Consider the following 25,953-nt stretch of genomic DNA (forward strand, 5'->3'; position numbering starts at 1 on the left):
GCAGGCGGGTATGACAGCAGAAAAGAAGCGGATCTGGGGCTGGTTCGCCTTCGACTGGGCCGCGCAACCCTATTACACCCTGGGTCTGACGTTTATCTTCGGACCCTATTTTGCAGGCGTGGCGACCGATTTCTTTACCACATCAGGCATGTCTGAGAACGCAGCCGATGCGCGCGCCCAAAGCGTCTGGGCTAATGCACAGCTGGTCGCGGGCCTTTTTATCGCGGTCCTTGGTCCGGTGATCGGGGCCTATGCGGACAGCACGGGCCGCCGCATGCCCTGGATTGTCGCCTTTTCGGTGGTCTATGTCATCGCCTCAGCCTCCCTGTGGTATATGGTGCCGGATGGCTCCGCGCTCTGGTTCTGCCTTTATGCCTTTGCCATCGGGTTCGTGGCGGCGGAATTTGCCCTGATCTTTGTAAACGCACAACTGCCGGGCCTCGGTGACGAAGACACCATCGGCAAAATCAGCGGCGTGGGCGCATCGCTGGGCTACTGGGGCGGGGTTGTCTCGCTCTTTATCATGCTGCTGTTTTTCTTTGAGGCCAATCCGCAGGACGGCACAACACTCATCGGTCTCGCGCCCGCTCTTGGGCTGGACGCATCGCAAAGCGAGGGCACGCGCTTTGTGGGTCCCTTTATCGCCGGCTGGTTCGTAATCTTTATGATCCCCTATTTTGCCTGGGTGCGCGAACCAAAGCCTGCTGTGAAACAGGGCGGCTTCAGCGCCGCGATGGCCGACCTGCGTGCCTCTCTCGCGCAGGTGTTCCGCCGGCCCAGCCTCGCTGCCTACCTGGGGTCGTCCATGCTTTACCGTGACGCGCTGAATGCGCTTTATGGCTTCGGCGGTGTCTATGCCCGCCTGGTGCTCGACTGGTCCCTCACCAACATCGCGATATTCGGGATCATCGGGGCCATTACAGCGGCGATTGCCACCTGGGTCGGGGGGCTCTTTGATGAAAAATACGGCCCTAAACCCGTTATCAGAGTCTGTATTTTCATTCTGATCGCTGTCTGCAGCGTGATTGTCGGCATGTCACGCGAAACCTTCTTCGGAGTACCGTTACCACCGGGATCAACGCTCCCCGATCTGACGTTCTTTGTGTGCGGCGCTGCGATCGGCGGCGCGGGTGGTGCGCTCTATGCCGCGTCGCGCTCCATGATGGTGCGGCACACCAACCCCGACCGTCCGACAGAGGCGTTCGGGCTCTTTGCGCTGTCCGGCAAGGCCACCGCTTTTCTGGCGCCGCTGCTGATCAGCGTCGTCACAACCGCGACCGAAAACGCCCGCCTGGGCATTTCTCCTCTGATCGGGCTTTTCGTACTCGCCCTGATTGTGCTCATATGGGTCAACCCCAAAGGAGACCGCGCCGCATGACCCGCTTCTTCACCGGACTGTTGACTGCCCTCGCCTGCCTCACCCTTGCCAGCTGCGACGAAGCTCCGGCGCCGGAGGTGCGCGCAACACCGGAACCGGTCATCGCCACGTCCGGGAATTCGAACGCTGTCGCGAAACAGCTGTTTGGCGCAAAGAAAGAAGCGTCGGCCCAGCGCCCGGGCCCTCTGGGCAGCTATGCCAAAGGCTGCATCGCCGGTGCGGCGGAACTGCCTGAAACCGGACCGACCTGGCAGGCGATGCGTCTGTCGCGCAACCGCAACTGGGCGCACCCTGAAACGGTCGATTTCGTGCAGGATCTCAGCCGCGCAGCTGCGCGCCAGCCCGGGTGGAATGGTCTCTATGTGGGCGATCTCAGCCAGCCCCGCGGCGGACCGATGCTGTCGGGCCACGCCAGCCACCAGATCGGGCTCGACGCCGACATCTGGCTGCGGCCCGCAGGCAACCTGGCGCTGTCCGCAGCCGACCGCGAAGCAATCTCGTCGATCTCCCTGCGCCGGGAACGCGGGGCTTTCGTGAACGACAACTGGACACCGGCGCACCACGAAATCATCAAGGCCGCAGCCTCTGATCCGCGTGTTGCGCGTATTTTCATCTTCCCCGGCGCCAAGGTTCAGATGTGCAAAGACGCACGCGGCGACCGCGCCTGGCTCAACAAAGTACGCCCCTGGTTCGGGCATCACTACCATTTTCACGTACGTCTGAAATGCCCGGCGGGTGCGACCGGCTGCATTGATCAGGCACCGCCACCCGCCGGGGACGGATGCGCGGACGCCCAGGCCTGGGTGAATAATATTCTCAACCCGCCGCCGCCCGATCCAAACGCCAAACCCAGAAAACCCCGCCGCGACCTTGTGCTCGCCGATCTGCCGTCACAATGCGCCGCCGTTTTACAGTCCCGCTGATCACGGCGTTTGGCGTCGCAGCGGTTGGCTTTGCACCATGGTTTGCCCTGAAACCGGACCCTCCGGCCACGCCGCCCGACGCGCAGCCCGCGCAGCTCAGCGCCATCATTCCCGCCGAAACAGAGGCTGACTGGGCTGGTGGCTTTTCAGGCATCGAGGTTTCAGACGATGGCAGCGCCTGGTTTCTGGTCACCGACCGGGGTCATATGGCGCGCGGCTCCTTCACCCGGCAGGACGGGGCTTTGAAGAGCGCAGAAATAACCGCCTTTCAGCGCCTGGTCGACCGGTTCGGCAACGCCCCGGATTTCCCCCATACCGATGCCGAAGGCCTGGCTCTTGACAGCGCCGGGCGGCTCAACGTGTCCTTTGAGCATGCCCACCGGGTTCTGCGCTATGAGACATGGGAGGCGTCCGCGGTCTGGCCGTCCTACACCAGATCATGGCGGGCGCTGCCGAAGAACGGTGGCCTGGAGGCACTGGCCATAGATGCGCAGGGCCGTCTGTTTGCCATTCCGGAAGGGGTCGCATCCGGCGCCTGGGAAGCGCTGGTTTACCGGCGGAATGTGACCGGACCATGGGAGCAACCCTTTACCCTGCGGCTGGCCGAGGGCTTCAAACCCACCGGTGCTGACTTTGGCCCCGACGGACGCCTCTATGTGCTGGAACGGGCCGTCTATCCATTTGGCTTCCGCTCGCGGGTCCGCAGCATGACCGTCACCGAAACAGGTTTTAAGAACACGCGCGTCATTCTGGAGACACCGCTTTTCACCCACGGAAACCTCGAAGGCATCGCAGTCTGGCGCGACACGGACGGGCAAATCCGCCTGACCATGGTCTCAGACGATAATTTCCTGCCCATGCTGCGCTCGGAAATCGTGGAATATATCCTCACAGAGTGACTTGCGCTGCACGGGCATCCGCCGTAAAGACCGCGCGTTGGCCCGATCGGGTCCGCCAAGTGCCGCAACCTTGTCAAAACGGATACATCTATGACACGCGCTCACCTTCCCGGCATTATTGCCATGGCTGCCATTGTGGTCGCCTCGAACATTCTCGTGCAGTTCCTCTTCGGCAACTGGCTGACCTGGGGCGCGTTCACCTATCCGCTCGCATTCCTCGTGACCGACATCATGAACCGCGTCTATGGCGCGGCAGCCGCACGCCGCGTGGTCTTTGCGGGTTTCATCGTCGGCATAATCTGTTCGCTGATCGGCACACAGATCATCGGCGAATTCGGCCCGCTCGTGACCCTGCGCATCGCGCTTGGGTCGGGAATTGCCTTCCTGACGGCACAGCTGCTGGATGTGGCGATTTTCTCCGCTCTGCGCGATGGCCGCTGGTGGCGCGCGCCGCTGGCCTCCACGCTGATCGGCAGTACCGTGGACACCGCGCTGTTCTTCACCATTGCCTTCTCCGCAGGCCTGACCTTTATCGAACCCGCCAATGACGTGTCCTGGGCCGGCGAGATCCTGCCGCTGCTCGGTACCGGGCCCGAGGCCCCGCTCTGGGTCTCTCTCGCGGTGGCCGACTGGGCCGTCAAGCTCAGCCTGGCACTGCTGGCGCTGGTACCGTTCCGGGTGATCACCGCACGGGCAGCCTCTGCCGCGCAATAAAGCAGACCCCTGGCCCCACACCGGCTCATCGGTTTTGTTAACGAAAAAAAGCTTGGTGATTTCCGAAACCTGTGCGACGATTCTTTCAACGTCAACAGATAGGTAAAGGAGGTGATCCAGTGTCAAGAAAGGTATTGGAGCGAGGTGTCGGAACAGCTTTGGAGGTCGCCTGCTGAGGCAGCCCTTGACGGGCAGAACTCCTGAGTGGATCTCGGTCTAACCGATCCCCTCCTTAAACCATTCGATTGGGCCACACTTCCGGGTGTGGCCCTTTTACGTTACACCCCATCCCACAACTCAAACCGTGATCTGTTATGCCACCCGTGCTCGCCAGCCTTATTCTCTATACCCGCAAGACCGATGAAATGGCCGCGTTCTACACCGGCCACTTCGGGTATACACGCCACAATCTGCCGGGCGACCGCATCACCGAACTGCGTCCACCGGGCGACGGCGTCATTCTGCTGCTGCATCCTGCGGGCAAAGGGGCGCGCCAGGGGCAGGCGGCGGTCAAACTGGTTTTCACCGTGCCGGATGTGCCTGGGTTCGCCGCCGGGGCGGCCCGCAATGGTCTGGAATTCGGCCCCCTGCATCAGGCGGACGGCTATGTTTTTGCCAACGCCAAGGATCCGTCCGGGAATTCCGTCAGTATCTCGGGGCGGCTGGCCTGACCCATGCTGAAAATCAACGATGACATCACCCTTGAGGACTGGGAATTCACCGAAAGCTTCATGCGGGCCTCCGGTCCGGGTGGGCAGAACGTCAACAAGGTCTCCTCGGCGGTCGAGCTGCGGTTTGAGGCAGAACGGTCCCCCAACCTGCCGCCTGCGGTGAAAAACCGTCTGAAACGCCTGGCCGGGCGGCGCTGGACGACCGAAGGCGCGCTGGTCCTGCAGTGCGACGAGACCCGTAGCCAGGCCCGCAACCGCGATATCGTGCGCGAACGCCTGGCGGAGCTGGTCCGCAAGGCACTGGTCCGCCCGAAACGCCGGATCGCCACGCGACCCACGCTCGGCTCCAAAAAGCGCAGGCTCAAAGCCAAGAAAGTCCGCGGCGAAGTCAAGTCCCTGCGCGGCCGCGTCGATCCCACCGAATAGTCCCGCTTGCCGTGGACCGTGGCGCCAGTTAGCGTCGCCTGGAACACCAGCGAGGACATGGATGCGCAGCACTGACCAAACCGGCCTCGCCATCATAACCAGTCTTGTGGCACTGCTCTTTTTTGACGCGATGGGGCTCACCATCAAACTGCTGTCTGACCGCTACACAGCACAGGAGCTTTCCGCGTGGCGTAACCTTTTTGCCCTTATCCCTTCGCTCCTTGCCCTTTGGCTGTCAAAGATGTGGCGGGACGCCGGCAGACCGTGGCGCATACGGCAATGGAAGCTGGCCCTTGCCCGTGGTGCCATCGTGTCAGCGGCGCAGCTGATGTTTTACATGTCGCTGGGCCTGATGGCCTTCGCCACCGCATCGACCATCGCTTACGCCAACGCGCTTTTCGTCACAGCACTCGCAGTCCCCCTGCTTGGCGAAAAAGTCGGTTGGGTGAGATGGGCCGCCGTGCTCATCGGGTTTGCCGGCGTTATCCTTATCATGCGGCCCGGCACCGACGCTTTCAGCTTCGCGTCACTCCTGCCACTGGGGGCAGCCTTTCTTTATGCCGCAGTCGCTGTCACGGCGCGTCTCTTCGATGACGATGTGCCGACGCCCATGGTCAATTTTTACGCCTCTGTCACAGCCCTGACCGCGACCTTCCTGATCACCCTTTTCTGGGGCGGCTTTACGCCGGTTTCCAGCCTGGCTGACCTGGGCTGGATCATTGCGATGGGCTTTTTCGGCGGCATTGCTGTTCTGCTTTTGATTGTGGCCTACCGCATGACCGAACAAAGCAACCTCGCGCCTTTCAGCTATTTCGGCATTCCACTGGCCTTTGTTCTGGGGTGGGTTTTCTTCGGCGAGACACCATGGGAAACGCTGTTCCCCGGAGCAATCCTGATCGTGGGCGGCGGCCTCCTTATCGTCTGGCGCGAACGCAGATTACGGCATTCCTCCTGACCTGATGCGGCATACTTCGCCCATCGTGCTCACGCTGAAATCACGGTTAATGAAAGTTTAATTCCATTATTTTCAGATGCTTAACCCATTTTTGAGGTACGCCCCTCAGAAATATGTCGACATGAGGTGCGTACCTCAACTAGCGTCGGACGCAGTCATTACCCGAATCGGCTGGAACCGGTCGGGCGGACTCATAGGGAGGAATTACATGAAATATTCAAAACTGACCGCGGTCAGCGCGCTGAGCATGACAGTTGCAAGCCTTGGTGCTTCTGCTCAGGCCGATGACCTGACGCTCTGCTGGGCCGCCTGGGACCCGGCAAACGCTCTGGTTGAGCTGAGCAAGGAATTTGAGGAACAATCCGGCCACTCCATGAGCTTCGAGTTCATCCCATGGCCCAACTTTGCCGACCGGATGCTCAACGAGCTGAACTCGGGTGGTAAACTCTGCGACCTGCTGATCGGCGACAGCCAGTGGATCGGTGGTGGCGCTGAAAACGGCCACTATGTGAAACTGAACGACTTCTTCGACGCCGAAGGCATCTCCATGGGCGATTTCGCCGATGCAACCGTTTATGCCTATTCCACATGGCCCAAAGGCACGCCGAACTACTACGCGCTGCCCGCCATGGGCGATGCGAACGGCTGGTTCTACCGCAAGGACTGGTTCGCCCGTGAAGACATCCGCGAAGCCTTCAAAGCCTCCACCGGCCGCGAACTGGCAGAGCCCGCATCCCAAAAGGAACTGCTGGAAATCGCGCAGTTCTTCCAGGGCCGCGAAATTGACGGCCAGACGGTTTACGGTGCTGCGATCTTCACCGAACGCGGGTCCGAAGGTATCACCATGGGTGTCACCGGCGCGCTCTACCCCTGGGGTTTCAAGTATGAAAACACGCCCGGCTCCTATGACATGGAAGGCGCTGTAAACTCGCCGGAAGCGGTCGAAGCTCTTGAATTCTATAAAGAGTTCTACGAGACAGCCACACCTCCGGGTTACACAAACTCCTACATGGGTGAAAGCCTCGACGCCTTCAAATCCGGTCAGGTCGCGATGGCGATGAACTGGTTCGCCTTCTTCCCGGGCCTCTATGCAGACCCGAACACCGGCGGCGACAAGATCGACTTCTTCGTGAACCCGCCGCAGAACCAGGCCGGCTCTACGCTGGGCGGTCAGGGCATCTCGGTTGTTGCCTATTCTGACAAACAGGACGCGGCCCTTGAATACATCAAGTGGTTCGCCAACCCTGAAGTGCAGCAGAAATGGTGGGATCTGGGCGGGTATTCGGCGCACAAGGCCGTGCTGGAAAGCGACAGCTTTGTAGACAGCGCCCCCTTTGCCGGTGACTTCCTCGAAGCCATGGGCGCCGTCCAGGACTTCTGGCAGGAACCGGCCTACGCCGAACTGCTGCTGGCCATGCAGAAACGCATCCACGACTACGTGGTTGCCGATCAGGGTACCGCCAAAGAGGCGCTCGACAAGCTGATCGAAGACTGGACAGAAACCTTCGAAGACGAAGGCAAACTCTGAACATCGCCTCAGGGTGGGGCCCCGGGCAACCCGGGTCCCGCCCTGTCCCCTGACCAACCGGCTGGACGGGCTCTTCCGTCTCGCCCCGGGAAAGCTGCGTCCACATGCCAGACACCCCTATCTCCCGCGCGGCACAGGCAACACCGCCTGCCATGGCCCGCAAAATCAAAGGTCTCAGCGACCGTGCCATCGCCTGGATCTTCGTGGCGCCCACGATCTTCCTGCTGCTGGCGATCAACATCTTTCCGCTGATCTGGACCATCAATCTCAGCTTTACCAACTTCCGCGCCAACCGCCTGAACCGCGAAGTCGACTACGTGGGCCTGCGCAACTACGAGCGCATCCTGACCGACAGCGACATCTGGCTGAACATGCAGGCCACAGCGCATTTCCTGTTCTGGACAATCTTCTTCCAGGTGCTCATCGGCTTCACGCTGGCCTACCTGATCAACAAGAAATTCAAAGGCAACGATCTCTGGACGACCATCATCGTGCTGCCGATGATGCTGAGCCCCGCGGTGGTCGGCAACTTCTGGAAGTTCCTCTACCAGCCGCAGATCGGCCTCTTTAACTACATCATCGCCTTTTTCACCGGCAAGGATCCCTCCAGCTTCGAAATGCTGGGCTCGGTGGACCTCGCACCATGGTCCATCGTGATCGTGGACACCTGGATGTGGACCCCCTTCGTGATGCTCATCTGCCTCGCCGGCCTGCGGTCAATCCCCGACTACATCTACGAGGCCGCAGAGATCGACCGCGCCTCCAAACTCCGGCAGTTCTTCACCATCACCATCCCCATGGTGCTGCCCTTCCTGATGCTTGCCGTACTCTTCCGCGGGATCGAGAACTTCAAAATGTTCGACCTGGTAGTCCAGCTCACCGGCGGCGGCCCGGGCTCCACCACCGAACTCACCTCCATCAACCTCAAACGCGAAGCCTTCGAGAAATGGCGCACCGGCTATGCCTCAGCCTACGCCATCATCCTCTTTGTCACCGTGTTCGGCCTGGCCAGCATCTACGTCAAAGCCCTGAACAAGGTCAAAGAACGATGACCCGCCTTATCCCGGCCGCCCGCCTCTTCTTCTGGCCCGAAATATCCCCGGGGGGAGGCGCCAGCCGGGGGGCAGGAAGCCCCCCTCCGACCTCAGCCCAACACACAGGCACCCGATCATGAGCAGTTTCTCCGTCACCGAGCCCAGCAAGCGCTCCAAATGGTTCGCCGGTACGCTGGTCATTCTCTACGCGCTGATCACCATGATCCCGCTGGCCTGGATCATGCTCACAGGGTTCAAGTCGCCCGCCGATGCCATCAGCTATCCGCCCAAGGTGGTCTTTGAACCCACCCTCGAAGGCTACGTGAACCTCTTCACCACCCGCACCCGCCAGACGGACGAATTCCTCGCCGCCAATCCGCCGGAAACCTGGTACGAAGAGATCGTGCGCCAGTATGATATGGTCATCGCGGGCCCCTCGAAATTCGGCGAACGCTTCCTCAATTCCGTGATCATCGGCTTCGGCTCGACCTTCCTCAGTATCTTCCTCGGCACACTGGCGGCCTATGCCTTCTCCAGGTTCAAAATACCGCTCGCGGATGACCTGCTGTTTTTCATTCTCAGTACGCGGATGATGCCTCCCATTGCCGTGGCGATCCCGATCTTCCTGATGTACCGCCAGCTAGGCCTGTCGGACACACACCTGGGCATGATCCTGCTCTACACGGCGGTGAACATATCGCTCGCGGTCTGGTTGCTCAAAGGTTTCATCGACGAGATCCCGCGCGAATACGAAGAAGCTGCCCTCATCGACGGGTACACCCGCTTCCAGGCCTTCTACAAAGTCGTGCTGCCCCAGGCCGCCACCGGCATTGCATCAACAGCGATCTTCTGCCTGATCTTCGCCTGGAACGAATACGCCTTTGCGGTTCTGCTGACCTCCGGCACGGCCCAGACGGCTCCGCCCTTTATCCCGACGATCATCGGTGTCGGTGGTCTTGACTGGCCCGCGGTTGCTGCAGGCGCCACCATCTTCCTGCTGCCGGTAATGATCTTCACCGTGGCCCTGCGCAAACATCTGCTGCGCGGCATTACTTTCGGAGCGGTGCGCAAATGACCTTAACCGGACCCTGCACCACCGTGCGCTGCGCACCGACGTTTTACCGACGTGATACCGACGCAATACCGACGCCCCACCGACAGCCCCCGGAGGCCCTGTGATGAGCAACTTTATCTCTGGCCTGATCCGCCTGCGCCGCGGCCCCTGGGAAATGCTGGCGACGATCATTATCGCGCTCGGCGTCTTCATGCTGATGCAGCCCTTCGTGATGTGGGCGTTCACCTATTCCTTCATCACGACGCTCATAGGCACCGTGATGTTCATCATCGTCAGTCACTTCCCGAAATGACCGCTCTTATGACACCCCAGGCCGACGTATCGGCAGCAATCAATGCCTTCCCGCCGGCCGTCCGGGACTGCCACCTGCGCGTCCGCGATATGATCCTGTCGCTCGCGGAGGACCTCGGTGCCGGCCCGCTGGAGGAGACCCTGAAATGGGGGCAACCAGCCTACCTGAACACCACGCGGAAAACAGGCACCACATTGCGGCTGGGTGTGACCAGCGAGACGCCGGCGCGGGCCGGGGTCTATGTGCACTGCCAGACAACCCTGGTCCGGGATTTCCGGCTGCGCCAGGACGGGGATCTTGCCTTCGACGGAAACCGCGGCCTGCTGCTCGATCCGGAACAACCTCTGCCCGAAGGGCCGCTGCGCGCCTTCATTTCACAGGCACTGACCTATCACAGGGACAAGAAAGCCAATGGCTGAAATCGTAATCAAAAATGTCCGCAAGGAATTCGGTGATTTCACCGCTGTGAAAGAATCCAGCTTCACCATTGAGGACGGTGAATTCTTCATGCTGCTGGGCCCGTCCGGCTGCGGCAAAACCACAACGCTGCGCATGATCGCCGGTCTGGAACTGCCCACGTCGGGCGAGATCTGGCTCGACGGCGAAGAGATCAGCCAGAAGCCACCCAGCCAGCGTGACATTGCTTTTGTGTTCCAGATGTTCGCGCTCTATCCGCACATGAATGTCTATAAAAACCTAAGCTATCCGCTGGTCAGCCAGGGCATGAACCGGGCCGCCGTGCGCGACAAGGTGGACGAGGTTGCAGGCATTCTGGGCATCCGCGATATCCTCAAAAAACCCGTGGGGGGTCTGTCTGGCGGCGACCGCCAGCGGGTGGCACTGGGCCGCGCCATCGTGCGCAATCCCAAGGCGTTCATGATGGACGAACCCCTTGGCGCACTCGATGCAGAATTCCGCGAGCACATGTCCGAAGAGCTGCGCGCCCTGCACGACCGCATGAACGCCACCACCGTCTATGTGACCCACGACCAGCTGGAGGCCATGCAGATGGGCGACAAGATCGTGGTCATGAACAACGCCGTGGTCGAACAGTTCGGCACGCCCCAGGAAATCTACGACAAACCTGCATCCATGTTCGTCGCGGATTTCATCGGCTCGCCCTCGATGAACTTTCTGGGCTTCGATGGCACTGTTCCCGAAGGGACAACCAGCGTCGATCTGCAGGGGCAGACCATGGCCGTCCCACGCCAGATAGAGGGTGCTGCAGGTAAAATGGTCTTTGGTGTGCGGCCCGAACATGTCACGCTGTCTGACAGCGGTGACTACCGGGGCGAGGTTGTCGCCACTGAATATCTCGGCACCACACAGATCATCACGCTGGATACCCCAAACGGCGAACTCAAAGCCCGCGTGCCGTCAGGCCAGGTGGCCACCACGGGCGAAAAAGTCGGCCTTGGCTTCAACGCTGAAACCATCACGCTTTTTGATGAAACCTCCGGCCGCGCCCTGCGGTCCGAACTGAACAACGGGGTGCTGTCCAATGGCTGAGGTCGTCCTCAAAGGTGTTTCCAAATCCTTCGGTGACACAGTTGGTGTCGAAGGGGTCGACATGACCATTCCCGACGGTGCCTTTGTGGTCCTGCTGGGCCCGACAGGTGCGGGCAAGACCACGACACTGCGCCTGATCTCCGGGCTTGAAAAGCTGGACGCCGGCGAAATCAGCATAGGCGGGCACACCCTGCGCGATGAGACACCGGCCCAGCGCGATGTGGCCATGGTCTTTCAGCAGTATTCGCTCTACCCGCATCTCACCGTGCGCGAAAACCTGGAATTTCCGCTGAAATCTCCGATCCTGCGCACCCCGCGGGACGAGATTGACCGCAAGGTGAACGAAGTCGCCGATGTTCTGCAGATTTCCCACAAGCTCGACAACAAGGCGACCGCGCTCTCAGGCGGAGAGATGCAGCGTGTCTCCATCGGCCGGGCGCTGGTGCGCGACCCGCAGGTCTATCTGATGGACGAACCGCTCAGCTCGCTTGACGCCAAACTGCGCACCGATCTGCGCATCGAACTCAAACGCATTCAGGCAAACCTCGGCGCCACTATTCTCTATGTGACGCACGACCAGATTGAGGCCATGACCATGGCCACCCATGTGGGTGTGCTGAACGAGGGCCGGCTGGTGCAGTACGGCACACCCCGCGACATCTACGAGAACCCGAATTCGGTTTATGTCGCCTCGCGCCTTGGTCTGCCCCGCATCAATATTCTGCCAGCGGACCTTTTCGGCACCGCACCCAAGGGGGCGCACCGGATCGGTCTGCGGCCCGAACATGTCACACAGGGAGAAGGCCGCGAAGCCGCCATCGGCCGGATCGAACGGCTGGGCGATCACAACCGTCTGCACCTGAAACTGGACGGGCACGACATCATCACCCTGGCCGACCCGCATGCGCAGTATGCGCCCGGCGGCGTGGTCAGGATCACCCCAAAGGACCCTCTGTGCTTCGATGCGCAGGGCAACCGGATCTACTGAAAGGAGATATCTGTGGCGCAGTTTATCAACAGCAGGGAAAACCTGGTCACCGATGCCATCGACGGGCTTCTCGCAGCTTCGGGGGGTGCCCTTTGCAGGCTGGACGGCTACCCGCATATCAAAGTGGTCTGCCGCACGGACTGGGATAAATCGCAGGTTGCTCTGATCTCGGGCGGCGGGTCCGGTCACGAACCGGCCCACGCGGGATTTGTCGGCGACGGGATGCTGACGGCGGCGGTCTGCGGCGAGGTTTTTGCCTCTCCCTCTGTCGACGCGGTTCTCGCCGGTATCCTCGCGGTCACCGGCGAGGCCGGCTGTCTGCTGATCGTCAAAAATTACACAGGCGACCGGCTGAACTTTGGTCTCGCGGCTGAACGCGCCCGGGCTTTCGGCCTCAAGGTGTCGATGGTCGTGGTCGATGATGATATCGCCCTGCCCGATCTGCCTCAGGCGCGCGGCGTGGCGGGGACACTTTTCGTGCACAAGATCGCAGGCGCTCTGGCAGCAGATGGCGCGGACCTCGACACCGTGACGGCGGCGGCACAGAAGGCCAATGATGAAATGGCCTCCATCGGCATGTCGCTCGACACCTGCACGGTGCCCGGTTCCGCCAAAGAAGACCGGATCGCCAGCGGCATGGCTGAACTGGGCCTCGGGATCCACGGTGAGGCCGGGGTGCAGCAGGTTCAGTTTGATACAGCCGCCAGCGCCATGGACATGGTTCTCGACAAGCTGGCAGGCCGCCTCGACGGCACACCGCATGTGGCCCTTCTCAACAACCTGGGCAGCACCACCCCGCTGGAGATGTCCGTGCTGGCGCAGGCCCTCGCATCCTCGCCCAAGGCAGCCGGTATTACGGCGGTGATCGGCCCGGCGCCGATGATGACGTCCCTGGATATGCACGGGTTTTCCGTTTCTGTCCTGCCACTGTCCGATGCCGCAAGGGCGGGTCTCGAACGCCCGGTCCCGCTTGCTGCATGGCCCGGCATGTTCACGTTGGATGATGTGATCGCAAAGCCGCTGCCCGACGGGCTGAGCCCGATCCAGCCCATTCCGTCCGAGAACCCACGGGTCCGGGGCATCATTGAGACCTGCTGCGATCTGCTGATCGCGGCTGAAAGCGACCTGAACCTGCTGGATGCAAAATCGGGGGATGGCGACACAGGCAGCACCCTTGCCACCGCAGCACGCGCGCTCAAAGGATCGCTTGACCGGATGCCGCTCGCCGATCTGACCCAGCTTTTCCGCGCCGTCGGTAACGAACTCAGCCAGACCATGGGCGGGTCCTCGGGCGTCATCCTCGCCATCTTTTTCGGCGCGGCAGGCGATGCCTGCGCCAACGGACATCCGACGCATGAAGCCCTCCTCAAGGGGTTGCAGCGGATCAGCGAAGTGGGCGGCGCGCGCGCCGGTGACCGCACCATGATCGACGCGCTGGAACCCGCGCTGACTGCGCTGCCGGATGGCGTGGATCAGGCCGCTGCCGCCGCGCGCACGGGAGCGGATGCCACCGCGGCCATCGGCCGGGCCAAAGCCGGGCGCGCCTCCTATGTGCCCGAGGAAAACCTGATTGGTCACAACGACCCGGGCGCCGAAGCGGTGGCCCGCCTCTTTGAGGGTCTGGTCAGCGCGATGAAAGGATAACCCAGCAGGCATGAAAGCCGGTCGCGAGAACAATCCGCTGAAACCTACGGTCAACGACATTGCGCGTGTGGCCAGGGTCAGCCTTGCGACCGTGGACCGGGTGCTCAACGAACGCCCCGGCGTCCGCAAGATCACTGTCGAAAAGGTCAATCGGGCCATCGCCGATCTGGGATATGTGCGTGACACAGCTGCGGCCAATCTGGCACGCGGGCGGGTCTATCGCTTTCTGTTTATCCTTCCGGCGACCAATAACGAGTTCCTGTCCCTGATCGAGGAGCACATCGCCGATCTGTCGCCGGGCCTCCTGCGTGACCGCACGCAGGTGTCACACATCAGCGTACCGGCGTTTGATCCGATGGCACTCGCCGAGGCGATAAACGAGGTCGACGTGACGCAGACCGATGGCGTTGCCGTCTTCGGCCCGGAGACACCTTCAGTACGCGACAGCATCTCGCGACTGCGGGCACATGGGGTATCCGTCGTTTCGCTGGTGTCGGACATCCCAAGCTCAGAACGGAACACCTATGTCGGCATAGACAATATCGCGGCAGGGCGGACCGCGGCCCAGCTGATGGGGCGCTTTCTGGGGCCGGTCCAGGGCAATATCCTGGTGCTGACAGGCTCTATGCTGGCACGCGATCATCTTGAACGCCGCCTGGGGTTTGACGAGGTCATGGCCCGGGATTTCCCGAATCTGAATGTGCTCGCCTCGCTCGAGGGCCGGGATGACCCGGATCTGATCGAAAGGCTGCTGCCTCAGACGCTGGAGCGGACGGGAAACATTGTAGGCATCTATTCGTCTGCCGCCGGGAACGCCGGGCTGATCCGTCATTTTGACAGGACCGGCATGCAGAACGCTCCGGTCATTGTCGCCCATGAGCTGACGCCTTTGTCCCGCAGGGCGCTTGGCGACGGGCTGTTCGACGCGGTAATCAGCCAGGATGCCGGCCACCTGGTACGAAGTGCATTGCGGATCATGCGCGCTGTGGTTGATAAATCACCGATCAACACCGCTCAGGAACGCATCCGCATCGACGTTTATCTGAAAGAAAACCTGCCGCCGGAACCGGCGCGCACTAGGGAGGAAAATACATGAAAACCATCAAGGGACCGGCGCTGTTTCTGGCGCAGTTCGCGGGGGATGACGCCCCCTTCAATTCCTGGGATGCCATCACGAAATGGGCCGCGGACTGCGGCTACAAAGGTGTTCAGGTCCCCAGCTGGGATGGTCGTCTTTTCGATCTGGCACAGGCGGCAGAAAGCAAGACGTATTGCGACGATTTTAAAGGTCAGGCCGCCGCGAACGGGATCGAGGTCACTGAGCTGTCGACCCACCTGCAGGGCCAGCTTGTTGCGGTGCACCCCGCCTATGACGCAGGCTTTGACGGCTTTGCCGACCCGTCGGTACACGGCAACCCGCAGGCGCGGCAGGAATGGGCCACAGACCAGGTGAAAAAGGCGCTGTCAGCGTCGGCCAACATGGGCATCGGGGCACATGCGACCTTCTCCGGCGCGCTGGCCTGGCCCTATATGTACCCCTGGCCACAGCGCCCGGCGGGTCTTGTCGAAACCGCTTTTGACGAACTGGCAAAGCGCTGGCGGCCGATCCTGGATCATGCCGAGGACTGCGGTGTGGATGTCTGCTATGAAATCCACCCGGGCGAGGATCTGCACGACGGTGTTACCTTTGAGATGTTCCTGGAACGCGTTGGCAATCACGCCCGCTGCAACATGCTCTATGACCCGTCGCACTATGTGCTGCAGTGCCTTGATTACCTCGACAACATCGACATCTACAAAGACCGGATCCGTATGTTCCACGTCAAGGATGCCGAGTTCAATCCGACCGGCAGACAGGGTGTCTATGGCGGCTACCAGTCCTGGGTGGACCGCGCGGGCCGCTTCCGCAGCCTGGGCGACGGGCAGGTTGATTTCGCTGCTGTCTTTTCCAAAATGGCCGCCAATGATTTCGACGGCTGGGCCGTGGTGGAATGGGAATGCTGCCTCAAGCACCCCGAAGACGGTGCACGCGAGGGCGCACAGTTCGTTTCCGATCATATCATCCGCGTGACCGAACGGGCCTTTGACGACTTTGCCGATGGTGGCACAGACGAGGCCGCAAACCGCAAAATGCTGGGGATATAAAATATGAGCCGCATCAGACTGGGCATGGTGGGCGGCGGCAACGACGCCTTTATCGGCGCCGTGCACCGCATCGCATCACGCATTGACGACCGTTACGAACTGGTGGCCGGGGCCCTGTCCTCGACACCGGAGAAATCACGGGCCTCAGGCGAGGCGCTGGGGCTTGCCGAAGACCGGATTTATGACGATTTCAAACAGATGGCGATCCGCGAGGCGCGCCTGAAAAACGGGATCGAGGCTGTGGCCATTGTCACGCCCAATCACGTACATTTCGCCGCCGCGCGAGAGTTCCTGAAACGGGGCATCCACGTCATCTGTGACAAACCGCTGACTTCGACCATGGCGGACGCGCGCAAGTTTGTGAAAACCGTGGAAAGCTCTGATGCGCTGTTCGTGCTGACGCATAACTACACCGGCTATCCGATGGTGCGGCAGGCGCGCGCGATGATCAGCGCCGGTGATATCGGTGCGGTCCGCGTGGTGCAGGTAGAATACCCGCAGGACTGGCTGAGCGAGGAGCAGGACTTCAAACAGGCCGCGTGGCGCACGGATCCGGCACGGTCCGGTGCCGGGGGATCCACCGGCGACATCGGTACCCATGCGCATAACCTTGCCTGCTTTGTGACCGGCCTGACGGTTGAAAGCCTGGCTGCCGATCTGCAGGCCTTTGTCCCCGGTCGTCAGCTGGATGACAATGGCCACGTGATGCTGCGGTTTCACGGGGGCGCGCGCGGTATGCTGTGGTGCAGCCAGGTGGCGCCCGGCAACGAAAACGCACTGCGTCTGCGGGTTTACGGCGAAAAGGGCGGGCTGGAATGGTCCCAGGAGAACCCGAACCAGCTCTGGTTCACACCCCTTGGCGAGCCCAAGCGCCTGATCACCCGGAATGGCGCGGGGGCTGGTGATGCAGCAGCAAGGATGAGCCGCATCCCGCCCGGACATCCAGAAGGGTATCTGGAAGGATTTGCCAACATTTATTCCGAGGCTGCAGAAGCGATTGTCGCCCGTCGCGAGGGACGTGATCCCGCCCCGGAGGTCATTTATCCCGATATCGTCGATGGCCTGCGCGGCATGCAGTTTGTGGATGCCTGCGTCCGGTCCTCTGCACGCAACGCGGCCTGGGTCACCCTGGGCGATTAACCATTTTTCACGGGGGTCGTTTCGTGCACAGACTGTTCGCAGTCCCGGAACGATCCTCCACTTTTTCTGCAAACCACTGATTACACGTCTTTCCTCGCGAAAACCGTGCCGGATCAGAAACCTGAAATAGGTAAAATTGAAGTTGTTCGGGTAAGTAACTGACAACAGAAATCCGGCACCATTGGGCACCCGATTTTTGAGAGGACTGATGTTCAGTACACGTTCCGCCAGCCAGCTGGCGACATTGTTTGATAATTTTAACGTGCCGATGTTTGCGGCACAGCGCGCCCGCCCGGACGCGCCGTTTTCATTTATGTGTGGCAACAGTGCATGGTGCGCTGTGTCGGGGTTGCACGCTGCGGATATGCAGGGCGCAGAACCGGCCGATTTTCTGCCCGAAGAGGAAGCCACGGCGGTCCAGGCGCGTTTTGCCGGCTGCGCCGCAACCTCAGAGGATCAGCGGTATTTTCAGAGCCTGACCCTGCCAAACGGAGAGCTGCACTGGGACATCCTGCTGCAGCATGCACCGATGCGGTCGAAAGCGGACCGCGTCGTCGCAACGGCCATGCCGGTTCTGCAGGACACAGCCGCTGACACCAGCCGTCTGGTGTTCGACGATATTCGTTTTTTCTCCGCGCTGGCGGACCTGCAACTTCAGAACCTGGTATCGATGTTCGATGCCGCGCAGAAAAGCGACCTGTTCTGCGCCAACAGTTCAGAGCGTGTGGCAACGCTCAGCGGTATCTGCCGCGGCGTACAGCGCGCCGTAGAAGACATTCAGGATACGGTGCGGCGTGCCGACAATCCGGCGCGGGGATCGGGCACCGGAAACAGCGGCAAACGCCACGCCCCCGACAGGAATACCGACCACGGCACTGGTGGTACCACGCTGCGCGCGCTCGCTGTCAGCTGTGATCCGGCCAACAACAGAGAGGACGCCTGAAGCGTTACGGATAATTCACATCGCCATCGCATACGTAACATAAATATTGCGTCGAATCGTGACCTGCCCTAGTTTCCGGAGAAACGGAGGACTTCATGCAGGCATTCATCTGCGACGCACAGCGAACCCCGATCGGTCGCTATGGCGGCGGGCTTTCCGGGTTGCGCGCGGACGACCTGGCTGCGGCCCCGATTGCAGCTCTGGCCGCGCGAAATCCCGGTATGGACTGGAGCGCCGTCGACGATGTTGTGCTGGGCTGCGCAAACCAGGCGGGCGAAGACAACCGGAACGTGGCCCGTATGGCCCTGCTGCTGGCTGGTCTGCCGGTCGATGTACCTGGAATGACGATAAACAGGCTCTGTGCCTCGGGTATGGATGCCGTGGGTGCGGTATCGCGCGCCATCAGGGCTGGCGACATGGACATAGGCATCGCCGGTGGCGTTGAAAGCATGAGCCGCGCGCCCTTTGTCATGCCCAAAGCTGACACAGCTTTCAGCCGGAACAATCAGGTATACGACACCACAATCGGCTGGCGGTTTGTGAACCCCAAAATGAAAGCGGAATACGGTATCGATTCCATGCCGGAAACCGCGGACAATGTCGCCGCCGATTACAATGTCAGCCGCGCGGACCAGGACGCATTTGCCGCCCGCAGTCAGGCCCGCTGGGAGGCAGCCCAGGCCGCCGATCTTTTTGCCGGAGAGATCACACCCGTGAGCATTCCGCAGCGGCGCGGCGACCCGCTGGAGGTAACCCGTGATGAACATCCGCGCCCCGGCACCACCGTTGAAAAGCTCGCTGGCCTGCGCGGGATCAACGGACCGGAGCTGACGGTCACGGCGGGAAATGCGTCTGGTGTGAATGACGGGGCCGCCGCCATGCTGATCGCCTCCGAAGAGGCCGCCGCCCGTAACGGACTGACCCCGATGGCACGTATCGTTGCGATGTCCGCCGCAGGTGTGGCGCCGCGTGTGATGGGCATCGGCCCGGTCCCGGCCTGCCGCAAAGTGCTGGACCGCGCAGGCATGACCATTGACCAGATGGACGTCATAGAACTCAATGAAGCCTTCGCAGCCCAGGGCATTGCGACACTGCGCGAACTGGGCGTCGCCGATGACGCACCGCACGTGAACCCCAACGGCGGCGCCATTGCGCTGGGTCACCCGCTGGGCATGTCCGGCGCACGGCTGGTGATGACCGCAGCATATCAGCTGCAACGCACCGGCGGGCGTTATGCGCTCTGCACCATGTGTGTCGGTGTTGGTCAAGGCGTTGCACTTATTCTGGAAAGGGTCTGAACGATGTATGCACAGATGATCAAATCCGAAAAGTCACAGGACGATCCGGAAAAACTCGCCGCCTTCCAGCAGCGCATAGACGCCGGTGAAAAGATCGAGCCCAAGGACTGGATGCCCGAAGGGTACCGCAAAACACTGATCCGCCAGATCGGGCAGCACGCCCATTCCGAAATCGTCGGACAGCTGCCCGAGGGCAACTGGATTACCCGCGCGCCAACACTTGAGCGCAAGGCGATCCTGCTGGCGAAGGTACAGGACGAAGCGGGGCATGGCCTCTACCTTTACTGTGCGGCGGAAACGCTGGGGGTGAGCCGTGACCAGCTGACCCGTGATCTGCTGTCCGGCAAAATGAAGTATTCGTCCATCTTCAATTACCCGACCCTGACATGGGCTGATATGGGGGCCGTTGGCTGGCTGGTTGATGGTGCGGCGATCATGAACCAGGTGCCGCTGCAGCGCACGTCCTATGGTCCCTATGCCCGCGCCATGGTGCGGATCTGCAAAGAGGAAAGTTTCCACCAGCGCCAGGGCTTCGACATCATGATGAAGATGGCCAACGGCACCGAAGCGCAGCGGAAGATGGCACAGGATGCGCTGAACCGCTTCTGGTATCCGTCGCTGATGATGTTCGGGCCGTCAGACGCCAACTCGGTGCATTCTGAGCAGAACATGGCCTGGAAAATCAAGATGAACACCAATGACGAGCTGCGTCAGAAGTTCGTGGACCAGACCGCGCCACAGGCGGCCTTTCTGGGCCTGAATATTCCGGACGAGCACCTGAAATGGAATGAGGAACGCGGTCACTACGATTTCTCGGAGCCCGACTGGGACGAATTCTTTGACGTGCTCAGGGGCAATGGTCCCTGTTCTGTCGAACGTATGGAAGCGCGCAACAAGGCCTGGGACGATGGCGCATGGGTCCGTGACGGTCTGATGGCGCATGCGGCAAAGAAGAAAGCCCGCAGGGTCGCAGCGGAGTAACCGATATGACAAACGAATGGCCCCTTTGGGAAGTTTTCATCCGCGGACAGCATGGTCTGAGCCACCGGCACGTCGGCTCGCTGCATGCCACCGACGCCGAAGCCGCCATCAAAAACGCCCGCGATGTGTACACGCGGCGCAATGAAGGCGTCAGCATCTGGGTGGTGGAGGCCAGCGCCGTCACGGCATCGAGCCCTGACGACAAAGGGCCTCTCTATGAGCCCTCGAACGACAAAGTGTACCGGCACCCGACCTTCTATGACATTCCGGACGACGCGGGGGCGATGTGAGCGATCCGCTGTTCGAATTTCTCTGCCGGATGGGGGACAATACCCTCGTTCTGGGACACCGGGTGTCTGAATGGTGTGGCGTGGCGCCTGTGCTCGAAGAAGATATCGCACTGGCAAACACAGCGCTTGATCTGATCGGGCAGACAACCCTGTGGCTGAACCTGGCAGGCGAGGTCGAGGATCAGGGCCGTGACGCGGATGCACTGGCCTTTCGCAGAGACGTCTGGGACTTCCGAAACCTGTTGCTGGTCGAGCAGCCGAACGGCGACTTCGGACAGACCATCATGCGGCAGTTCCTTTTTGACGCGTGGCACGAGCTGTTTCTGACCGGTTTGCTTTCCAGCAGGGATGAACGGATCGCCGCCATTGCGGAGAAGTCGGTCAAAGAAGTGCGCTACCACCTGGACCGGACGAGGGACACGGTCATCGGCCTTGGCGATGGCACCGAAGAAAGCCACCGCAGGATGCAGGCGGCACTGGACCGGCTCTGGCCTTATGTCGGTGAAATGTTCACGCCGGATGCCTTGGACGCCGAAATGGTGGCGCAGGGCATCGCACCCGACCCTGCAGCACTGCGCGCGGACTACGACACCCGGGTGAATGCGGTATTCGCTGACGCCACGCTGACACGCCCGGACAGCAGTTTTGCACACAGCGGAGGGAAAACAGGGACCCGCCATTCCGAGCACCTGGGCCACCTTCTGACACAGATGCAATGGCTGCAACGGGCCTATCCGGACGCGACATGGTAACGGATAAACCCACAACAGAGACTGTCTGGGAGTGGCTGAGCGCTGTGCCCGACCCAGAAATACCGGTGATCAGCCTGGTCGATCTGGGCGTTATCAGAGATATTTCGTGGAAGGATGAAATGCTGGAGGTCACTGTCACGCCGACCTATTCGGGGTGCCCTGCGACGCGGATCATCAACCTGGACATAGAGACAGCGCTGCGCGACCAGGGCATTGAAAACCTCGCACTGAAAACCCAGCTGTCCCCGGCCTGGACCACGGACTGGCTGTCTGCGGAAGGTCGCAGGAAGCTCGAAGAATACGGTATTGCACCGCCCCGGCCGGCAGGCGGGCCGTCGCATTGTCCGCGCTGTAAGTCAGGCGATGTGGAGCGGATCAGCCAGTTTGGCTCAACACCCTGCAAGGCGCAGTGGCGATGCCGCGCATGCCTTGAACCGTTCGATTATTTCAAGTGTATCTGACATGACCCGGTTCCACACCCTGACCGTTACTGACATTCACCGGACCATCCGTGATGCCGTGGTGCTGACGCTGCAACCCGACGTGCCGGAAAAGTTTCGTTTCACCGAAGGGCAGTATCTGACTTTCCGCCATGATTTCGACGGGACTGAACTGAGGCGGAATTATTCGATCTGTACCGCACCGGACGAAGGCCTGCTTCAGGTCGGGATCAAACGCGTGGAGGGCGGCGCTTTCTCTACCTTTGCGAACACGGGCCTGAAAGTGGGTGACCACCTTGAGGCCATGCCTCCTTCAGGTACGTTTTCTTTAGGAACAGAGACACATTCAGGGAAAAATCATATCGGATTCGCCGGAGGCTCCGGGATCACACCGGTGCTCTCGGTACTGAAAACAGTTCTGGCACGGGATCCGGAGAACCGGTTCACGCTGGTCTATGCGAACCGTGCCGTGAACACGATCATGTTCCGCGAGGAACTGGAAGATCTGAAGAACCGCTACATGAACCGCCTGACCCTGATCCATATCCTGGAGTCGGGTCAGGACATGGAGCTTTTTACCGGGCGGGTCGACAGCGGGAAATGCGCGGCACTGCTGGATCAGTGGATCAGTCTGGAAGATCTGAACACCGCCTACATCTGCGGACCGGAGCCGATGATGCTGACCATCGCTGAAAGCCTGAAAGAGCACGGGTTAGAGAAGGAACGCATCCGCTTTGAACTGTTCACCGAAAGCCAGCAGGGACGGCTGGCCAGGCAGGAAATGTCCGAGCGTGCACAGGGTCAGCCAGGAACAGCCGCCCGAGTGACCGTCGAAGGCGTGACCCGCAGTTTTACCATGCCGCGGGACCAGTCAGTGCTGGAGGCCTCGCTGGACAACGCACTGGACGCGCCGTTTGCCTGTAAGGCCGGTGTTTGTTCGACCTGCAAAGCGCGAGTTACCGAGGGCGAATATGAAATGCTCAGCAACCACGCACTTGAGGACTATGAGGTTGAGCAGGGGATGGTCCTGACGTGCCAGTGCTACCCGCTTGGGGACACGATTACCGTCGAATACGATACCCACTGAGGAGAGGGCATGCCGCGGGACAACGGGATAACCGAAATACAGAGCTTTGCGGCGGGCCAGTGGGTGCCGCCGGGTGAGGGCGCGCGGTCTGTGGCCAGTGCGATCACCGGCGAACCCATATGCGTGGCCGGAAACGACGCGCTCGACACCGTTGCGATGCACGGCTGGGCGCGTGAAAAGGGCGGGCCCGCGCTGCGGGAAATGACCTTCCACGACCGCGCACGCCTGATCAAGGCGCTGGCCCTTTACCTGCGTGACCATCGGCAGCTTCTTTACGATCTCAGCTTTGATACCGGCGCCACGCAGAAAGATCATCTGATCGACGTTGACGGCGGTATCGGCACGATGCTGGTCTTTGCCTCCAAGGGTCGGCGCGAAATGCCCGATGGCCATGTCTATCTCGACGGCGCTACAGAACAGCTCAGCCGCTCCGGTGATTTTATGGGTCAGCACATCGCGGTCCCGTTGCAGGGCGTCGCGGTTCAGATCAACGCCTTCAATTTCCCGGTCTGGGGCATGCTGGAAAAACTCGCGCCCGCCCTGCTTGCCGGTGTCCCCTCCATCGTCAAACCCGCAACCGCGACGTGCTATGTCACCGAAGCCTGTGTGCGGCTGATGCTGCAAAGCGGCCTGCTGCCTGACGGAGCGTTGCAGCTGATAACCGGTGGCACGGGTGACCTCTTGGATCATCTGGACTGCCAGGATGTGGTCAGCTTTACCGGCTCTTCTGAGACGGCAATGAATCTCCGGTCCAACCGCCGTCTCATGGAAAACAGCACCCGGTTCATGGCCGAACAGGACAGTCTGAATGCCTCGGTGCTGGGCCGCGATGCAGCTCCGGGAACTCCGGAATTTGATCTCTTTGTGCGGGAAGTGCATCGGGAAATGACCGTAAAAGCGGGGCAGAAATGCACCGCGATCCGCCGGATTATGGTGCCGGATGCGCATGTGGATGCCGTTCTGCACCTGGTGTCAGAGAAGCTGGCAGCAACAACTGTGGGTGACCCCAGACTTGAAACGACCGGGATGGGCGCACTGGTGTCACATGCTCAACGCCGCGATGTACTGGCCAAAGCTGAGCGTATCGCGCAGGACGTCGAACGGGTATTCGGAGACCCTGAAACAGTCACTGTACAGGGGGAAACCGTAGCAAACGGATCGTTCCTGCAACCGATGCTGTTCTGTGCCCCGGACCCGGATTCGGCACAACACCTGCATGACACCGAGGCCTTCGGACCTGTCGCCACCGTGATGGGATACCGGGATGTGCCGCACGCGATCCGCCTGCTGAACAGGGGTAAGGGATCGCTGGTGGCATCGGTTTTCACCAACTGCACCGACACTGCCCGGGAAATCACACTGGGGTCGGCCGCGTTCCACGGGCGTCTTTATTTCAACAATCGGACATCTCAGGCCGAAGCGACCGGTCACGGTGCCCCGCTCCCCCATATGGTGCATGGCGGGCCGGGGCGTGCAGGTGGCGGCGAGGAACTGGGCGGGATCCGGGGCGTGCTGCACTATATGCAGCGAACTGCCGTTCAGGGCAGCCCTGACATTCTGAGCAGCATCACAAAACAATGGTGCCCGGGTGCTGCCACGCAAACAGACGCAGCGCATCCGTTTACGAAGCCGTTCGGCGATTTATCCATCGGGGATACACTGCATGCGGGCCCCCGCACCGTGACGCTTGATGACATTGAGACTTTTGCACATTTCACCGGCGACAGGTTTTATGCGCATATGGACGAGGCGGCAGCGGCGGCAAACCCGTTCTTTCCCGGGCGGGTCGCGCATGGATACCTTCTGCTGAGTTTCGCCGCCGGCATGTTCGTTGAGCCGGATCCCGGGCCGGTTCTGGCAAACACCGGTCTCGATTCTCTGAGGTTCATGGCGCCGGTTAGTCCGGGGGACACGATCTCTGTACAACTGACCGTTAAGGCAAAGACACCGCGGAACGAAGAATACGGCGAGGTTCGCTGGCATGTCAGGCTCACCAACCAGGAGGCGGCGACCGTTGCAGAGTACGAATTGCTGACAATGAATGCTTTCTGAAGACCTCTCTCCGTGGACGACAGCACTGACCGACCTTGGCGGCCAGCGCGTCTGGTCGCTGCTGGTCTCGGTGTTCGGCGATCTGGCGCAGGAAGACGGCGCGGCAATCGAAGGTCCGGTGTTGTCTGCCATTATGACGGCGATGGATGTACGGCCCGAGGCCACCCGTGTTGCGCTGCACCGGCTGCGGAACGACGGCTGGATACAGTCTGAAAAAACCGGCCGCACAAGCCGGCACAGTCTGACCCGTTTTGGCAGGGAAGAAACGGTAACTGCGAGCCGGCGGATTTACGCACGTCCCGAAGACGTCTGCCAGTCGTGGAAAATCATTGTAACGGATGGCAGCGAGAACAGAGAGGCAATCGCCACTGCGGGGTTCACGCAGATTGCACCCAGAATATACGCAGGTGCAGAGACAGCACAGGCGTCCCGCGATGTGCTTATTCTCACCGGCGATACGGTTCCGGACTGGGTGCGGAAAACTGTGGTGTCCGACAGGCTTTTTGCCGAATATAAGTCTCTGCACAGCATTCTGAAAGACATCGATGCATCGATTTCAGAGACGGATGATCTGCCCCCGGTCAGCCGCGCTGTGCTGCGCTGCCTGATTGTACACAACTGGCGCCGCCTCGTTCTGCGGCATCCCGCGCTGCCACCGGCGCTCTGTCCGGATGGGTGGCGGGGCCACGATTGTCACGTTCTGGTCTCCGGTCTGCTGGACCGGATAAAGCGGCCGGAACCTGAAGCGCTGAGCGACCGGGGCTGAGACCGCGGGCTTTTCCGCCCGGA

At 61.0% G+C, this 25,953-nt stretch carries 27 protein-coding genes; all 27 read left to right on the forward strand.

Going from position 1 to position 25,953, the window contains the following annotated elements:
* Positions 1-10 precede the first annotated feature (10 nt).
* The 27 genes from AB4K19_RS16415 to AB4K19_RS16545 all read left to right on the forward strand — a co-directional run bounded on the left by AB4K19_RS16415 (position 11) and on the right by AB4K19_RS16545 (position 25,930).
* Positions 11-1,378 (forward strand): MFS transporter, encoded by a 1,368-nt coding sequence (locus tag AB4K19_RS16415; RefSeq protein ID WP_375229349.1) that lies wholly within the window; start codon positions 11-13, stop codon positions 1,376-1,378.
* On the forward strand, positions 1,375-2,301 hold the full coding sequence (mepA, locus tag AB4K19_RS16420) for a penicillin-insensitive murein endopeptidase (protein ID WP_375229350.1): 927 nt from the start codon (positions 1,375-1,377) through the stop codon (positions 2,299-2,301). The genes AB4K19_RS16415 and mepA overlap by 4 nt, the downstream gene beginning before the upstream one ends.
* Positions 2,274-3,200, forward strand: coding sequence for an esterase-like activity of phytase family protein (locus AB4K19_RS16425; RefSeq protein ID WP_436398333.1), 927 nt, complete (start codon positions 2,274-2,276; stop codon positions 3,198-3,200). Before mepA ends, AB4K19_RS16425 begins: the two co-directional genes overlap by 28 nt.
* 90 nt (positions 3,201-3,290) lie before the next feature.
* On the forward strand, positions 3,291-3,914 hold the full coding sequence (locus tag AB4K19_RS16430; protein WP_375229353.1) for a queuosine precursor transporter: 624 nt from the start codon (positions 3,291-3,293) through the stop codon (positions 3,912-3,914).
* 314 nt (positions 3,915-4,228) lie between these two features.
* The gene (locus AB4K19_RS16435) at positions 4,229-4,585 is read left to right on the forward strand and encodes a VOC family protein (protein WP_375229354.1); all 357 of its coding nucleotides are present in this window, start codon (positions 4,229-4,231) and stop codon (positions 4,583-4,585) included.
* Positions 4,586-4,588: 3 nt separating this feature from the next.
* Positions 4,589-5,011: an alternative ribosome rescue aminoacyl-tRNA hydrolase ArfB gene (gene arfB, locus AB4K19_RS16440; RefSeq protein ID WP_375229355.1), complete on the forward strand. Its 423-nt coding sequence runs from the start codon at positions 4,589-4,591 to the stop codon at positions 5,009-5,011.
* Between the two features lie 61 nt (positions 5,012-5,072).
* Positions 5,073-5,966, forward strand: a complete 894-nt coding sequence (locus AB4K19_RS16445; RefSeq protein WP_375229356.1) for a DMT family transporter — start codon at positions 5,073-5,075, stop codon at positions 5,964-5,966.
* Between the two features lie 208 nt (positions 5,967-6,174).
* On the forward strand, positions 6,175-7,494 hold the full coding sequence (locus AB4K19_RS16450; protein WP_375229357.1) for an ABC transporter substrate-binding protein: 1,320 nt from the start codon (positions 6,175-6,177) through the stop codon (positions 7,492-7,494).
* A 104-nt stretch (positions 7,495-7,598) separates the two neighbouring features.
* Complete coding sequence (locus AB4K19_RS16455; protein WP_375229358.1) at positions 7,599-8,546, forward strand: carbohydrate ABC transporter permease; 948 nt, start codon at positions 7,599-7,601, stop codon at positions 8,544-8,546.
* 118 nt (positions 8,547-8,664) lie between these two features.
* Positions 8,665-9,603 carry a carbohydrate ABC transporter permease gene (locus AB4K19_RS16460; RefSeq protein ID WP_375229359.1) on the forward strand — a complete coding sequence of 313 codons (939 nt, stop codon included), beginning with the start codon at positions 8,665-8,667 and terminating at the stop codon, positions 9,601-9,603.
* Positions 9,604-9,706: 103 nt separating this feature from the next.
* Positions 9,707-9,895, forward strand: a complete 189-nt coding sequence (locus AB4K19_RS16465) for a hypothetical protein (RefSeq protein ID WP_375229360.1) — start codon at positions 9,707-9,709, stop codon at positions 9,893-9,895.
* Between the two features lie 8 nt (positions 9,896-9,903).
* Positions 9,904-10,314 (forward strand): DUF1801 domain-containing protein, encoded by a 411-nt coding sequence (locus AB4K19_RS16470; protein ID WP_375229361.1) that lies wholly within the window; start codon positions 9,904-9,906, stop codon positions 10,312-10,314.
* Positions 10,307-11,404 carry an ABC transporter ATP-binding protein gene (locus AB4K19_RS16475; RefSeq protein WP_436398336.1) on the forward strand — a complete coding sequence of 366 codons (1,098 nt, stop codon included), beginning with the start codon at positions 10,307-10,309 and terminating at the stop codon, positions 11,402-11,404. Before AB4K19_RS16470 ends, AB4K19_RS16475 begins: the two co-directional genes overlap by 8 nt.
* On the forward strand, positions 11,397-12,392 hold the full coding sequence (locus AB4K19_RS16480) for an ABC transporter ATP-binding protein (RefSeq protein WP_436398337.1): 996 nt from the start codon (positions 11,397-11,399) through the stop codon (positions 12,390-12,392). The genes AB4K19_RS16475 and AB4K19_RS16480 overlap by 8 nt, the downstream gene beginning before the upstream one ends.
* A gap of 12 nt (positions 12,393-12,404) precedes the next feature.
* Entirely contained in the window at positions 12,405-14,036 is a 1,632-nt protein-coding gene (locus AB4K19_RS16485; protein WP_436398339.1) for a dihydroxyacetone kinase subunit DhaK, read from the forward strand.
* Positions 14,037-14,046: 10 nt separating this feature from the next.
* Positions 14,047-15,132, forward strand: a complete 1,086-nt coding sequence (locus AB4K19_RS16490; protein ID WP_436398340.1) for a LacI family DNA-binding transcriptional regulator — start codon at positions 14,047-14,049, stop codon at positions 15,130-15,132.
* On the forward strand, positions 15,129-16,181 hold the full coding sequence (locus tag AB4K19_RS16495) for a sugar phosphate isomerase/epimerase family protein (RefSeq protein ID WP_375229364.1): 1,053 nt from the start codon (positions 15,129-15,131) through the stop codon (positions 16,179-16,181). The genes AB4K19_RS16490 and AB4K19_RS16495 overlap by 4 nt, the downstream gene beginning before the upstream one ends.
* Before the next feature lie 3 nt (positions 16,182-16,184).
* The gene (locus tag AB4K19_RS16500) at positions 16,185-17,321 is read left to right on the forward strand and encodes a Gfo/Idh/MocA family protein (RefSeq protein WP_375229365.1); all 1,137 of its coding nucleotides are present in this window, start codon (positions 16,185-16,187) and stop codon (positions 17,319-17,321) included.
* A gap of 208 nt (positions 17,322-17,529) precedes the next feature.
* On the forward strand, positions 17,530-18,264 hold the full coding sequence (locus AB4K19_RS16505) for a hypothetical protein (protein ID WP_375229366.1): 735 nt from the start codon (positions 17,530-17,532) through the stop codon (positions 18,262-18,264).
* 95 nt (positions 18,265-18,359) lie between these two features.
* Positions 18,360-19,562 carry a 3-oxoadipyl-CoA thiolase gene (gene pcaF / locus AB4K19_RS16510; protein WP_375229367.1) on the forward strand — a complete coding sequence of 401 codons (1,203 nt, stop codon included), beginning with the start codon at positions 18,360-18,362 and terminating at the stop codon, positions 19,560-19,562.
* Between the two features lie 3 nt (positions 19,563-19,565).
* Positions 19,566-20,543: a 1,2-phenylacetyl-CoA epoxidase subunit PaaA gene (gene paaA / locus AB4K19_RS16515; RefSeq protein ID WP_375229368.1), complete on the forward strand. Its 978-nt coding sequence runs from the start codon at positions 19,566-19,568 to the stop codon at positions 20,541-20,543.
* 5 nt (positions 20,544-20,548) lie between these two features.
* Entirely contained in the window at positions 20,549-20,833 is a 285-nt protein-coding gene (paaB, locus tag AB4K19_RS16520) for a 1,2-phenylacetyl-CoA epoxidase subunit PaaB (protein WP_375229369.1), read from the forward strand.
* A 29-nt stretch (positions 20,834-20,862) separates the two neighbouring features.
* Positions 20,863-21,585, forward strand: coding sequence for a 1,2-phenylacetyl-CoA epoxidase subunit PaaC (paaC, locus tag AB4K19_RS16525; protein ID WP_375230917.1), 723 nt, complete (start codon positions 20,863-20,865; stop codon positions 21,583-21,585).
* Entirely contained in the window at positions 21,579-22,046 is a 468-nt protein-coding gene (paaD, locus tag AB4K19_RS16530) for a 1,2-phenylacetyl-CoA epoxidase subunit PaaD (RefSeq protein WP_375229370.1), read from the forward strand. The genes paaC and paaD overlap by 7 nt, the downstream gene beginning before the upstream one ends.
* A 1-nt stretch (position 22,047) precedes the next feature.
* Positions 22,048-23,112 (forward strand): 2Fe-2S iron-sulfur cluster-binding protein, encoded by a 1,065-nt coding sequence (locus AB4K19_RS16535; protein ID WP_375229371.1) that lies wholly within the window; start codon positions 22,048-22,050, stop codon positions 23,110-23,112.
* Between the two features lie 9 nt (positions 23,113-23,121).
* Positions 23,122-25,164: a phenylacetic acid degradation bifunctional protein PaaZ gene (gene paaZ, locus AB4K19_RS16540; protein ID WP_375229372.1), complete on the forward strand. Its 2,043-nt coding sequence runs from the start codon at positions 23,122-23,124 to the stop codon at positions 25,162-25,164.
* On the forward strand, positions 25,154-25,930 hold the full coding sequence (locus AB4K19_RS16545; RefSeq protein WP_375229373.1) for a PaaX family transcriptional regulator C-terminal domain-containing protein: 777 nt from the start codon (positions 25,154-25,156) through the stop codon (positions 25,928-25,930). Before paaZ ends, AB4K19_RS16545 begins: the two co-directional genes overlap by 11 nt.
* Positions 25,931-25,953: the final 23 nt, after the last annotated feature.

This window comes from Roseobacter phycocola (assembly GCF_042055075.2).
GTDB lineage: Bacteria > Pseudomonadota > Alphaproteobacteria > Rhodobacterales > Rhodobacteraceae > Roseobacter.

Coding starts and splice junctions, on each gene's coding strand:
- pcaF (WP_375229367.1), top strand. CDS start 18,360: ATGCAGGCATTCATCTGCGACGCACAGCGAACCCCGATCGGTCGCTAT.
- AB4K19_RS16465 (WP_375229360.1), top strand. CDS start 9,707: ATGAGCAACTTTATCTCTGGCCTGATCCGCCTGCGCCGCGGCCCCTGG.
- AB4K19_RS16545 (WP_375229373.1), top strand. CDS start 25,154: ATGCTTTCTGAAGACCTCTCTCCGTGGACGACAGCACTGACCGACCTT.
- paaD (WP_375229370.1), top strand. CDS start 21,579: ATGGTAACGGATAAACCCACAACAGAGACTGTCTGGGAGTGGCTGAGC.
- mepA (WP_375229350.1), top strand. CDS start 1,375: ATGACCCGCTTCTTCACCGGACTGTTGACTGCCCTCGCCTGCCTCACC.
- AB4K19_RS16460 (WP_375229359.1), top strand. CDS start 8,665: ATGAGCAGTTTCTCCGTCACCGAGCCCAGCAAGCGCTCCAAATGGTTC.
- AB4K19_RS16490 (WP_436398340.1), top strand. CDS start 14,047: ATGAAAGCCGGTCGCGAGAACAATCCGCTGAAACCTACGGTCAACGAC.
- AB4K19_RS16495 (WP_375229364.1), top strand. CDS start 15,129: ATGAAAACCATCAAGGGACCGGCGCTGTTTCTGGCGCAGTTCGCGGGG.
- AB4K19_RS16505 (WP_375229366.1), top strand. CDS start 17,530: ATGTTCAGTACACGTTCCGCCAGCCAGCTGGCGACATTGTTTGATAAT.
- AB4K19_RS16475 (WP_436398336.1), top strand. CDS start 10,307: ATGGCTGAAATCGTAATCAAAAATGTCCGCAAGGAATTCGGTGATTTC.
- AB4K19_RS16470 (WP_375229361.1), top strand. CDS start 9,904: ATGACACCCCAGGCCGACGTATCGGCAGCAATCAATGCCTTCCCGCCG.
- AB4K19_RS16450 (WP_375229357.1), top strand. CDS start 6,175: ATGAAATATTCAAAACTGACCGCGGTCAGCGCGCTGAGCATGACAGTT.
- AB4K19_RS16500 (WP_375229365.1), top strand. CDS start 16,185: ATGAGCCGCATCAGACTGGGCATGGTGGGCGGCGGCAACGACGCCTTT.
- AB4K19_RS16480 (WP_436398337.1), top strand. CDS start 11,397: ATGGCTGAGGTCGTCCTCAAAGGTGTTTCCAAATCCTTCGGTGACACA.
- AB4K19_RS16455 (WP_375229358.1), top strand. CDS start 7,599: ATGCCAGACACCCCTATCTCCCGCGCGGCACAGGCAACACCGCCTGCC.
- AB4K19_RS16435 (WP_375229354.1), top strand. CDS start 4,229: ATGCCACCCGTGCTCGCCAGCCTTATTCTCTATACCCGCAAGACCGAT.
- paaA (WP_375229368.1), top strand. CDS start 19,566: ATGTATGCACAGATGATCAAATCCGAAAAGTCACAGGACGATCCGGAA.
- paaB (WP_375229369.1), top strand. CDS start 20,549: ATGACAAACGAATGGCCCCTTTGGGAAGTTTTCATCCGCGGACAGCAT.
- paaZ (WP_375229372.1), top strand. CDS start 23,122: ATGCCGCGGGACAACGGGATAACCGAAATACAGAGCTTTGCGGCGGGC.
- AB4K19_RS16415 (WP_375229349.1), top strand. CDS start 11: ATGACAGCAGAAAAGAAGCGGATCTGGGGCTGGTTCGCCTTCGACTGG.
- AB4K19_RS16425 (WP_436398333.1), top strand. CDS start 2,274: ATGCGCCGCCGTTTTACAGTCCCGCTGATCACGGCGTTTGGCGTCGCA.
- AB4K19_RS16535 (WP_375229371.1), top strand. CDS start 22,048: ATGACCCGGTTCCACACCCTGACCGTTACTGACATTCACCGGACCATC.
- AB4K19_RS16445 (WP_375229356.1), top strand. CDS start 5,073: ATGCGCAGCACTGACCAAACCGGCCTCGCCATCATAACCAGTCTTGTG.
- arfB (WP_375229355.1), top strand. CDS start 4,589: ATGCTGAAAATCAACGATGACATCACCCTTGAGGACTGGGAATTCACC.
- paaC (WP_375230917.1), top strand. CDS start 20,863: ATGGGGGACAATACCCTCGTTCTGGGACACCGGGTGTCTGAATGGTGT.
- AB4K19_RS16430 (WP_375229353.1), top strand. CDS start 3,291: ATGACACGCGCTCACCTTCCCGGCATTATTGCCATGGCTGCCATTGTG.